General features: G+C 68.7%; 8 protein-coding genes and 4 tRNA genes. 1 reads left to right on the top strand and 11 read right to left on the bottom strand.

The window, feature by feature from the left end:
- From scpB to D1643_RS07950, 11 genes are all read right to left on the bottom strand, one after another.
- Positions 1–759: SMC-Scp complex subunit ScpB (gene scpB / locus D1643_RS08000; protein WP_160710121.1), on the bottom strand; the 759-nt coding region annotated here is incomplete at its 3' end.
- Between the two features lie 3 nt (positions 760–762).
- Entirely contained in the window at positions 763–1,557 is a 795-nt protein-coding gene (locus D1643_RS07995) for a segregation/condensation protein A (RefSeq protein ID WP_160710120.1), read from the bottom strand.
- A gap of 9 nt (positions 1,558–1,566) precedes the next feature.
- Complete coding sequence (locus tag D1643_RS07990) at positions 1,567–2,250, bottom strand: site-2 protease family protein (protein ID WP_160710119.1); 684 nt, start codon at positions 2,248–2,250, stop codon at positions 1,567–1,569.
- A 349-nt stretch (positions 2,251–2,599) separates the two neighbouring features.
- A complete protein-coding gene (locus D1643_RS07985) occupies positions 2,600–4,456 on the bottom strand; it encodes a sodium:proton antiporter (protein ID WP_160710118.1) in 1,857 nt (618 codons plus the stop codon).
- Between the two features lie 113 nt (positions 4,457–4,569).
- On the bottom strand, positions 4,570–6,639 hold the full coding sequence (locus D1643_RS07980) for an ABC-F family ATP-binding cassette domain-containing protein (protein ID WP_160710117.1): 2,070 nt from the start codon (positions 6,637–6,639) through the stop codon (positions 4,570–4,572).
- A gap of 53 nt (positions 6,640–6,692) precedes the next feature.
- Positions 6,693–7,784, bottom strand: coding sequence for a hypothetical protein (locus D1643_RS07975; RefSeq protein ID WP_160710116.1), 1,092 nt, complete (start codon positions 7,782–7,784; stop codon positions 6,693–6,695).
- A 381-nt stretch (positions 7,785–8,165) separates the two neighbouring features.
- Positions 8,166–8,240 (bottom strand) — tRNA-Val (locus D1643_RS07970).
- Between the two features lie 131 nt (positions 8,241–8,371).
- Positions 8,372–8,446, bottom strand: a tRNA-Ile gene (locus tag D1643_RS07965).
- Between the two features lie 106 nt (positions 8,447–8,552).
- Positions 8,553–9,599: a tryptophan--tRNA ligase gene (gene trpS / locus D1643_RS07960; RefSeq protein ID WP_160710115.1), complete on the bottom strand. Its 1,047-nt coding sequence runs from the start codon at positions 9,597–9,599 to the stop codon at positions 8,553–8,555.
- An 80-nt stretch (positions 9,600–9,679) separates the two neighbouring features.
- Positions 9,680–9,755 (bottom strand) — tRNA-Lys (locus D1643_RS07955).
- A gap of 75 nt (positions 9,756–9,830) precedes the next feature.
- A tRNA-His gene (locus tag D1643_RS07950) sits at positions 9,831–9,907 on the bottom strand.
- A 241-nt stretch (positions 9,908–10,148) separates the two neighbouring features.
- On the opposite strand from D1643_RS07950, the gene D1643_RS07945 reads away from it, so the two are divergent.
- Positions 10,149–11,304: NYN domain-containing protein (locus D1643_RS07945; protein ID WP_160710114.1), on the top strand; the 1,156-nt coding region annotated here is incomplete at its 3' end.

Below are 11,304 nucleotides of genomic sequence, written 5' to 3'. Positions count from 1 at the left end.
GGGCCGCGCCGGAGCCCAGGCGCCCGGCGCGGCCGACGAACCGGCCTGCGCCTCGGCCAGGACGGCGGCCGCCCCGTCGACGCCGCGCGCCTCCTCGTCGTCGAAGAGCAGCGCCTCGCCGTCCTCGGCGGCCAGGTCGGCTGCCATGAGGCGCGCCTGCTCCTCGGACACGCCCGCCTCCGAGCGGGTCGCGGAGAGGCGCTCGGTGATGAGCCGGCGCGTCTCCTCGTCGGGCGCGAACTCCGCCAGATCGGGCAGGTCGGCCGTCGTGCGCAGGCCGAACTTCTCCAGGAAGGCGCGCGTGGTGGCGTAGAGCGTGGGGCTGCCCGGCGTGTCGGCCGTGCCGGCCTCGCGCACGAGCCCCTTCTCCACGAGCGAGTTGATGGTGCCATCGGAGTTGACCCCGCGCACCGACGCCACCCCGGCGCGGGTGACCGGCTGGGTGTAGGCGATGATGGCGAGCGTCTCCATGGCCGCGCCCGAGAGCTTGCGCGTGTCCCACGACAGCACGTACTTCTCGATGAGCTCGTGGTAGACCGGGTGGGTGAACAGCCGCCACCCGCCGGCCACCTCGCGCAGCTGGATGCCCCGCTCGGAGCCGGCCAGCTCGTCGCGCAGCTCGGCGCAGGCGCGCTCCACCAGCGCCGGGTCGCACTCAAGCATGTCAGCCAGGGTAAGGGTGCCCACCGGCTCGTCGGTCACGAAGAGCATAGCCTCCACGGCCCCCTTGACCTGGGATTCCTGAAGTCCTTGGAACATGGTCTAGCCTTCCTCTCCCACGCTGGTCAGCCCGTCGGGGCCCTCCAGGTTGAGCTCGCCGGAGCCCTCGATGTAGTCGATGGTGATGTCGCCGAAGGCCACGGCCTGGTCGAGGCGCACCATCGAGCGCTTGTACAGCTCGAGGATGGCCAAAAACGTGACCACCACCACAGCCGGCGCCGTGGACTCGTTCACCAGATCGGAGAACATGAGGTGCCCGCGGTTCACGATGCGCTGGTGGATGGCGCGCACGTGCACCTCCACGGGGATGGGCTTGGCGGCGATGTGCTCCGACTCGAGCAGGAACACCTCGCGCCGCGCCATGGCAGCCGCCGCCAGAAGCGCGAGCGAGTCCACGGTCACGTCGCGCAGGAAGTCCGGCATGAGCGCCAGAAACGGCGCGTCCGGCCCGAAGGGGCGCGTGTGCATGCGGCCCTCGGAGAGGAACCGCGCGTAGAGCTCGGCCGAGGCGTTCTTGAACTTCTTGTACTCGAGCAGCCGCGCCACCAGGATGTCGCGCGCCTCGGAGGGCGCAAGCTCTGCCAGCTCCTCGTCCACCTCGTCACGCGGGCGCGGGATGAGGCTCTGGGCCTTGATCTCCAGCAGCGTCGAGGCCACGAGCAGAAAGTCGCTCGCCACGTCCAAATCGAGGTTGTCCATGTGGGACACCTCTTCGAGGTACTGGTCGGCGATCTGGGTGATGGAGATGGCCCCGATGTCCACCTTCTGGCGGCTGACCAGGTAGAGCAGCAGATCGAAGGGGCCCTCGAAGCTCTCGATGCGAACCTTGTACGACACGCGCCCCTCCTAGTAGATGCGGAAGGGGAACAGCAGGTTGCCGAGGTTGCCCGCCGTGGCCCCCAGGTACCACGAGAACGGGTTGACATGGATGAGGTAGGGCAGCAGCACCACGCAGATCATGAACACCGGGAAGGCGTAGCGCTGGATCTCGTAGTACTTCGGCAGGTACTTGGCGGGAATGAGCAGCGCGAAGATGGACGAGCCGTCAAGCGGCGGGATGGGCAGCAGGTTGAAGAACATGAGGAACAGGTTGACGAGCGCGAACTGCGGCAGGAACCAGATATAGAAGTAGGAGAACAGGTCGTTGTCGAGCAGGCCGCCGCGCGCCGGGTCGAAGAGCGCCCACGCCACGAGCGCGGCCACGCAGGCCATGGCCAGGTTGGCCGCCGGCCCCGCCAGGCCCACGATGACATCGCCCTTGCGCGGGTCCTTGAAGTAGCGCGGGTTGTAGGGCACGGGCTTCGCATAGCCGAACACCGGCATATTCATGAGCATGAGCATGAGGGGCAGAAGCACTGTGCCAAACGGGTCGATGTGCTTGAGCGGGTTGAGCGAGAGGCGCCCCGACCGCTTGGCCGTAGGGTCGCCGAGCTTCCACGCCGCGAACCCGTGGGCAACCTCGTGCAGCACGAGAGCCGGCACGAAGCTCAGCACCGAGCAGAGGATGTATATGAGTTCATTGCTAGCCATGGCTCGGTATTCTAGCGTACCGAGCCGCAGGCGGCGCCTTCGGTTCCGCCGCCGAGCGGCGCTCACCTTCGAAAAACGCGCCGTCTCCGCAAATTCGCGCGGTTTTGCACTCTCCATACCGCTCGCGCGCCGCGTGGGCGGGGCGCGCAGTCGCAAAAACCCAGGAAAGCGAGGCCCGCACCGGTCGTAGAACGCTTCACGGGCCGCCGGAGAGTGCATAACCGCGCGAATTTGCAATCGGCGGCCGCAAAACCGAGGGCGAACAGGAGGGAGGGGCCCTCCCCTGCTTCAGGATGAGCTGCCGTGGTGCGCGCGGGCAAGTCGGCGGAACCCGGGCGCAAGCCCTCCCCTACTCCAGGGTGAGCTGCTGGATGTAGATGTCGTTTCTTAGCTCGCGGGCGTGATCGGGAGCGATGGCGCCGGCCAGGCGCAGCTCCTTGAGGTACTCGAGCTCGCGCGCGAGGGCCTGGGCCTGGACGTCCTCCACCGCGTCGTAGACGGCGCGCAGGGCGCGGAAGCGGGCCGTGAGCCCCGAGCGGGGGTCAGCCGCACCGTCGGGGCTGTCCTCCTCCAGCGAGTCGAGCTCGCCCACCTCGCGGGCGATGTCGTCGATGCGCCCGTAGAGCGCCTCCACCGCGGCCGCCGTCGCGCGCGCTCGGGCCGCGGCCTCGGCGCTGGCGTGGGGCGCCAGCTCCTCGAGCACCTCGGCGTAGCGCTGCATCACGATGACCGTCGCCGGCTCGTCCGCCTCCTCGGCGACGGCAGACGGGGCGCTCCCGGCAGCCGAGGTCCCCGGCACTGCGGCCGGCGCGCCCGTCGGGGCCTTCGCCGGTTCGTCCGCGCGCACGGCGCCTGTGAGGTGAGCGTCGGCCTGAATGGACTCGATCACGCGGATGACCAGGCTTATCTCCGCGTCAGCGCGCTCGGCGGCGCGACGGGCCGATGCCTTGCGCGGCACGAGCAGCGGCACGGCGAAGTTCGCCAGCAGAAGCGAGCCTAGGATGATGCCAGCAGCCATGGTCACGAGCGTCGTGCGCTCCGGGAACGTCGCGCCCGAGCTCAGGTACGTGGGGATGGACAGCATGAGCGAGAGCGTGATGCCGCCCTTCGGCCCAGCGAAGGCCATGGCGAGCGCACCGCGCAGCCCCTCGGGCGCCAGGCACGAGCGCGCCGGCTCGCCCGCGCGGCGGGCGGCCACGGCATCCATGGCGAGCACCCAGAGGAAGCGCACGCCCTCGAGCACCGCCGTCAGGAGCACCACCGCGCCCACCACGGCCACCGGGTCGCCGAGCCCGCCGTCGGCCGCCGGCTGCAGGCCGCGGGGCAGCTGCATCCCCAAGATGACGAAGATGATGCCGTTGAGCACGAACTCGATGGTCTTCCAGACGCTCCTCGACTGGAGCTTCTGGCGCGCCGTGGCGGTGGTGTGGCGCTGCGGCAGAAGCGACATGACCAGGCCCGCGGCCACCACGGCGATGACGCCGCCGATGTGCAGGCTCTTGGCCGCGAGGTAGATGACGAAGGGCAGCAGAAGCTCGAGGGTCACGTGCAACGTGGGGTTGTCGAGCCCCCGGCGGCGGATGAGCTCCATGAGCGCCCAGGCCAGGCCTCCCATGACAGCGCCGCCAGCCAGGCCGCCGAACAGGTCGAGGGCGAACTCCTCCCCCGCGTGCACGAGCGAGAACGCGCCGGAGCCCACTACGGCGATGGCGCACTGGAAGGCCACCGTGCCCGTCACGTCGTTGAAGAACGCCTCGCCCTCGAGCAGCGTCGCGTGGCGCCGGCCGAAGCGGAAGTCCTTGGAGAGCGCCGTCACGGCCACGGCATCGGTAGACCCCATGGCGGCGCCGAGCGCGAGGGCGGCGGCCAGCGGCACGGCGGGCATGAGCGCGTGGAGCGTGCCGCCCACCGCGAGCATGATGGCGAAGACAAGCCCCACGGCCAAAGACGCGATGCCCCAGCGGTTGCGCCAGAGCGCGCCGGAGTCGGCGTGGCGCGACTCGTTGAAGTGCAGCGGCGCGATGAACAGGATGAGCAGCAGCTCGGTGTCGAGCCCCTGCTCGAAGGGCGACGACACCGTGAACGCGATGAGCGCGCCCAGGGCAATCTGGACGAGGGGCAACGACAGGCGCGGCAGAAACCGCTCGAGGATGCTCGAGGCGATGACCGCGGCCAAGAGGAACAAGATGAGCTCAAGCGCTTCCATGACCGGCTTTCCACGAGAGGGACGATTGGGCGGTATGGTACGACGGCGCCACCCGGCGCTGCCCCGCGCACCGGATCGGCGGGCCGGCGCGGCCGGCGGCCGGGAAGCGGAGGCTAGCCCTGCGCCTGCTGGCGGGCCATCTCGGCCTCGAGCTCCTCGTTGAGCGCGAGCCACTCCTCCTCGGCCGCGGCCAGGCGCTTCTTGAGCTGGGCATGCTCGGCCACCGCGTCGGAGGACGCGTCCTCGTTGATGTAGAAGTCCGGGTCGGCCATGAGGGCCAGCAGCTCCTCCATCCGCGCGTTGTCACGCTCCATCTGCTCGTCGAGCTGGGCGATGCGCTTGCGGTGGTTCTTGAGCGCCGCGTAGGCGCGGTTGCGCGCCTCGGCCTCGCGCCGCTTCTGCTCCTTGGTCTTGGGGGCGCTCGCCTTGGGCGCCGTGAGCGGGGCCGGATCGGCCGGCGCGCTTGCGCGGTCGCGGCGGCGGTTGACGGTGACCGTGGTCTTGGAGCCCTTCGCGCCCGCTTTCCCCGCGCCCTCGTCGAACACGTCGTCCACGAGCGATCGGCTCGCGGGGTCGGGGTTGTCGAGCTGCCCCGACTTATAGAGGTAGTAGTCGTAGTCGCCGTCGTAGCAGGTGATCTTGCCCGGCGTCACCTCCACGATGCGGTTGGCCACCGAGCGGATGAGGTGCCGGTCGTGGGTGATGAACAGGATGGTGCCCTCGAAGTGGCGCAGGGCCTGCTCGAGGATGTCGGCGCTCGCGATGTCGAGGTGGTTGGTGGGCTCGTCCAAGCAGAGCAGCGGCTTGGGGGCCACGAGCATCTTGGCGAGCGCCAGGCGGCTCTTCTCGCCGCCGGAGAGCACGCCCACGCGCTTGTCCACCGCGTCCCCGCTGAAGAGGAACGCGCCCAGGAGCGTGCGCACCTGGGAGATGGACCAGCCGGGCGCCACGCGGTCGAGCTCCTCGAACACGGTGTTGCCGGCATGGAGCTCCTCCAGCTGGTGCTGGGCGTAGTAGGTCAGGCTCACGTTGACGCCGTAGTCGATGGTGCCCGCGTCCGGCGCCATCACACCGGCGATCATCTTGAGCAGCGTGGACTTGCCCGCGCCGTTGGGGCCCACGAGCGCCACCTTGTCGCCGCGGTACATCGTGAAGTCCTGGCCGTCGTAGACCGTCTTGTCGCCGAAGCGCTTCACCAGGCCCCGGGCGCGCACCACCTCGTCGCCGGTGCGGGGCGGCTGCTGGAAGTTGAAGCGCACGGTCTTTTTCTCCTCGGGGATGACCGGCAGCGTCTCCTTGATCTTCTCGATGCGCCGCTCGCGCTCCTGAGCCTGCTTGGCCTTGGTGGCCTTGTAGCGGAACCGGTCGACGAAGGCCTGGAGGTGGGCGATCTCCTCGAGCTGCTTGGCGCGCTCGGCCTTGAGGCGCTCGAGGCGTTCCTCGCGTTCCACCAGGTACTTCGAGTAGTTGCCCTTGTACAGGTTGACCTGGCCGTTGTCGATCTCGGCCACGCGATCCACCATAGCGTCCATGAACGCGCGGTCGTGGCTGACCACGATGACCGTGCCCTCGTAGCCGCGCAGGAAGCCCTCGAGCCACTTGACCGACTCCAGGTCGAGGTGGTTGGTGGGCTCGTCGAGGAGCAGCACCTCGGGATTGCGGATGAGCAGCTTCGCGAGCGCGATGCGCATCTGCCAGCCGCCGGAGAAGCCGTCGGTGGACGTGGCCATGTCCGCCTCGGTGAAGCCGAGGCCGAACAGCACGCTGCGCACCTTCGCCTCGATGGAGTAGCCGCCGAGCATCTCGTAGGCGTCGCGCGCGCGGCCCACGGCCGCCAGCTGCGCCTCGGTGGGGTCGGCGCCGAGCTCGGCCTCGAGCCGATGGAGCCGCTGCTCGGCCTCGAGCACCTCCACCTGGGAGGAGAGAACCTCCTCGAACACGGGCAGCCCGCCCATCTCGATGGCCTCCTGCTCCAGGTAGCCCACGCGCGCGCCCTTGGCGAACAGGATGCGCCCCTCGTCCGGGTCATCCTCGCCGGAGATGATGTTGAGCAGCGTCGTCTTGCCCGCGCCGTTGGGGCCGACGAGCGCCAGGCGGTCATACTCTTCCAGGCGGAAGGTGACGTCATGGAACAGCTGGCGGCCGCCGTAGGCCTTTGAGAGGTGCTCTGTCTGGAGGATCATGGTATCGCCTTGTATCTCGGAAGGCGCCACCGGAATCCACGAGACGCCTTTGACTATGCAACCCTCGTATTATACGGCACCGTCCCTCGATGCGGGGCGAGGTACCGGTCGGGATTCACCAGGAAGCCGAGCTTCCCCACGTGGTTCATCGCCCACAGCACACCGACGGGCAGCACGTAGACGACAGCGAGGCCCCCAAAGACGTGCGCCGGCACGAACAGCACGGCCCCGGGGCCGGCTGCGGTCACCCCCGCAAGCGCCAGGACGTGAAACAAGCCCCGCATGAACACCGGGTGCAGAAGCCAGATGGCCTTGGTGTAGCCGCCGACGAGGCGGTAGAAGCCCACTTGGTCGCCGTCCGCGAAGCGGCCTCCGAACAGCACCGCGAGCCATCCGAGCCCCGCCGCGGTGAGCACGGCCTCGCGCACGGAGGCGGGCGCGCCGCACGCGAGAAGGCCAACGCCCAGGATCAGCCACCCCATCGTGCAGGCCGCGGGGCTCAGGGAGAACAGCCGGCGCGTGCGGGCCTCGGGCTGCCAGGCCAGGGCCATGCCGGCCACAAACCAGACCCACGATCCGCAGAATCCCTGCGCCACGTAGGGCCAGGCGGCGTACGAGACCGCAGGCAGCGCAGGCCCCGCGACGGCAAGCGCCTTGAGCGCGATCGCGGCGGCCAGGACGCCCGCCGCCTGCCGGCCCGACGCAAGCGTGGGGGTGAGCGCGTACATCACCAGCACCACGAGGAAGAACCCCACGGGGATGACCGGGTCGACGAGCGTCGCGCGCAGGAAGCTTGCAGGCGCGAGGGTCGGCTCGGCGCCCATCCAGCCGTTGGCCAGCAGGGTGAGCAGCGTCACGAAGACGAGGGGCACCAGCGTGTAGACCGCCTGGTATCCCATGGCGCGAAGCCACTGGCGGCCGCTGCGCACATGCCACTGCCGCTGATAGCGATAGCCGAAGCCGAAGTAGAACACCGGAAGCTGAAGCGGGAAGAAGCAGGCCTCGGCCCACCGCCAGACGGGGCCACCGGGAAGGCAGCCGAGCCCGACCAGGGCCCCGCCGAGGCCGCCCAGCGCGATGAGCAGCGAGGCGGTGGACTCCAGGTTCAGGATCCACGTATCCGATATGCCGCGGCGCTCTTCCATACGCCCCAGTATAGGAGGCAGCCGCAGCAGGGCGACCGTGGCGGCAAGCCGTAAGCGAGCAGACACGCAGGCGCAGGGGCGGCGACACCGTACGCCGCCCCCTACCTCCCCCGCCCTCCTCCTCGCCTCCCTGCCCGATTCTGCACACTTTTTTCGACTTTGCGACAACAGCGCCTCTGCCGACGGGGATGCGGCGGGCGTTTGCCCAGGTCGGCTCTGCCGGGTGTCCGGAAACCTCCCCCACCGGGGTCTCCAGGCGCCTCGGAGGGCTCGGTTCTGTCGCAAAGTCGTCGAAACTGTGCAGAATCGGGCGGGAGGGGGCGAACCAGTCGCCGCACGCAAGACGAAAAAAGGCCCCTCCGAAGAGGGGCCTGCTGTATATGGTGGTCGCTACAGGATTTGAACCTGTGACCCCCGCCGTGTGAAGGCGATGCTCTCCCGCTGAGCCAAGCGACCGGGTTGCGTATCAGGCAGCTGCCCGATGACGTTCGACTATTCTAGCCGTACCGCGCTAGGCGCGCAAGGGGTGAATTTGTGGAGAAACGAAGGGGGCGGCATCTCAGTCGGATGCCGCCCCCGAAGGCGTCTGGTAGGGCCGCCCGGACTCGAACCGAGAACCAAGGGATTATGAGTCCCCTGCTCCACCATTGAGCTACAGCCCCGTAAGCGCCGCGGCGCATGCCGCGCAGAAACGCGAGGGATATTCTAGCGCATAACGCGGCCCGCGACCCCTAGAACCTCGCGGGCCGCGCAACCGGCAGCCAGCGCCTAGTACACCATGCCCATGGCCGCGCGCACCTCGTCGAGGGTGGCGTCGGCAATCTCGTTGGCGCGGCGGTTGCCGTCGCGCAGGACTTCCTCCAGGTAGGCCGGATCGGCCTCGAGCTCGGCGCGGCGGGCGCGGATGGGCGCCAGGTAGTCGTTGACGGCCTCGGTCACATAGGCCTTGAGGGCGCCGGAGCCCGCCTCGCCTATCTCGGCGGCTATCTCCTCCTCGCCACGACCGGTGCACAGCGCCGCCGTGGTGAGGAGCGCCGACACGCCGGGGCGCGCCTCCTTGTCGAAGGTGATGAGGCGCTCGGAGTCGGTCTTGGACTTCTTGATGAGCTTGGCCGTCTCCTCGGCGGTGGCCGACAGCGCGATGGCGTTGCCGTAGCTCTTCGACATCTTGCGGCCGTCGAGGCCGGGGATCTCCACCGCCTCAGTCAGAAGCCCGTGGGGCTCGGGGAACACGCGCCCGTAGCGCTCGTTGAAGCGGCGGGCGATCTGGCGGGTCTGCTCGATATGGGGCAGCTGGTCTTTGCCCACCGGCACGATGTTGCCCTTGCAGAACAGGATGTCGCAGGCCTGGTGCACCGGGTAGGTCAGCAGCAGCCCCGTGAGCGCGTGGCCCGAGGCCTCCTGCTCGGACTTGACCGTGGGGTTGCGCAGCAGCTCCGCCTCGGTGACGAGCGAGAGGAACGGGAGCATGAGCTGGTTGAGGGCCGGCACGGCCGAGTGGGTGAAGATGATGGTCTTTTCCGGGTCGATGCCGCAGGCCAGGTAGTCGATGACCATGTTGCGCACGTTGTCGGCGATATGCTCGGTGGTATCGCGGTCGGTGATCACCTGGTAGTCGGCGATGATGATGCGCGAGGTGACGCCCATGTCCTGCAGGCGGACGCGCTCGCGGATGGTGCCGAAGTAGTGCCCGAGGTGGAGGCGGCCGGTGGGACGGTCGCCCGTGAGCATGACGTACTTCTCGGGGTGAACCGGAAGATCCGCCTTGATCTCGTCGCTCACGCGCTTGCTCGCCTGGAAGGTATCGCTGCTCATCGGGTCCCTCTCCTCACTCGCCCTACTCGGGGCGCCTGCATGAAAAAAGCCCGCCGCAGCGCGACGGGCCTATCATTTCGTGGTGCTCCGTGAAGGACTCGAACCTTCGACCTTGGGATTAAGAGTCCCCTGCTCTACCAACTAAGCTAACGGAGCACGTGTCTGCGCAAAGCGCCTTGCTATTGTAGGCGAAGCATCCCATGGACGCAAGCCTGAATTTCAAAGCGCGCATGGGGTGGATGATGGGACTCGAACCCACGATCTCCAGAGCCACAATCTGGCGCCTTAGCCAACTAGGCCACACCCACCATTTTGCGCAAGGTGGAAGTATAGAGTTTCGTCGCCTGTTGCGCAAGGGGCGGGCGCCAATTTATACGATTATCATCCGAATTAGCGATTGACCTGGCAGAAGTCCCGCTCAAGGGGTATCATCGACCGTTGGCATAAGCCGATACGAGGGCGCGCGGCGCCGCCGCCCCCTCGCCCGCACCGCCGCGCCGACGCCTCGCGTCTGCCCCGCGGCGAGACACCAAAGGAGACCGCCCGCCCATGGAACCCAAGTCTTCCTCGGACAAGCGCTTCGCGCTGCTCATCGACGCCGACAACGTGTCGGCCAAGTACATCAAGCCCATCTTGAACGAGCTGTCCAAGTACGGCACCGTCACCATCAAGCGCATCTACGGCGACTGGACGCTCACCCTCCACGCCAAGTGGAAGGACGCGCTGCTGGAGAACTCGCTCACGCCCATCCAGCAGTTCGGCTACACCTACGGCAAGAACGCCACCGACTCGGCCATGATCATCGACGCCATGGACATCCTCTACGGCGACAACGTGGACGGCTTCTGCCTCGTGTCGAGCGACAGCGACTTCACGCGCCTGGCCAGCCGCCTGCGCGAGAGCGGCCGCACGGTCATCGGCATGGGCGAGAAGAAGACGCCCACCCCCTTCCGCCGCGCGTGCGACATCTTCACCACGCTCGAGCTGCTGCTCGACGGCCGCAAGGGCGAGCGCGGCAACGGCAACGGCGCCCCGGCCATCAGCAAGGCCGAGGTGGAGCAGGCTGTGGTGGACATCATCACCGACAACCAGAACAACGGCAAGTCCACGGGCCTGGGCGAGGTGGGCAGCCGCCTGCAGAAGCGCTACCCCGACTTCGACGTGCGCAACTACGGAACGAACCTGCTCTCCAAGCTGCTCGACGAGTTCACGCGCGTGACCATCACCAAGGACCGTTCCTCGGTGACGGTGGAGCTCACCGACGCCCACCACGAGGCGGAGCCCGAGCCCGAGGTCGCGGCAGAGGCGATCGTCGAGGAGGCTCCCGCCGAGGACGCGCCGGACGCGGGGTCGCGCCGCTCGCGGCGCGGGCGCGGGGGCCGGCGCATCGCCGCCCGGACCCATGCCGAGGACGAGGCATCCGAGGAGGCCGTCGCCGAAGAGGCTGTCGAGGAAGCTGCAGAGGCCGCGTCCGCGGAGGAGCCGGCAACCGCAGAGGAGGCCGAGGCGCCGCGCAAGCCCACGCGCCGCGGGCGTCGCGGCGGTCGCCGTCGTAGCGGCGAGGGCGAGGCGGCCCCCGCAGCCGCAGAGGAGCCGGCCGCGAAAGCCGCTGAGGCCGAGGAGACGGAGACGCCCGCGTCCGCGGAGGAGCCGGCAGCCGCCGAGGAGGCCGAGGCCCCCAAGCGCAAGGCCGCGCGCCGGGGCC

This window comes from Enterorhabdus sp. P55, from assembly GCF_009911695.1.
Taxonomy (GTDB): domain Bacteria; phylum Actinomycetota; class Coriobacteriia; order Coriobacteriales; family Eggerthellaceae; genus Enterorhabdus.
This window is presented reverse-complemented; position numbering and strand designations above follow the sequence as displayed.

Coding starts and splice junctions, on each gene's coding strand:
- D1643_RS07975 (WP_160710116.1), bottom strand. CDS start 7,784: ATGGAAGAGCGCCGCGGCATATCGGATACGTGGATCCTGAACCTGGAG.
- trpS (WP_160710115.1), bottom strand. CDS start 9,599: ATGAGCAGCGATACCTTCCAGGCGAGCAAGCGCGTGAGCGACGAGATC.
- D1643_RS07990 (WP_160710119.1), bottom strand. CDS start 2,250: ATGGCTAGCAATGAACTCATATACATCCTCTGCTCGGTGCTGAGCTTC.
- D1643_RS07980 (WP_160710117.1), bottom strand. CDS start 6,639: ATGATCCTCCAGACAGAGCACCTCTCAAAGGCCTACGGCGGCCGCCAG.
- D1643_RS07985 (WP_160710118.1), bottom strand. CDS start 4,456: ATGGAAGCGCTTGAGCTCATCTTGTTCCTCTTGGCCGCGGTCATCGCC.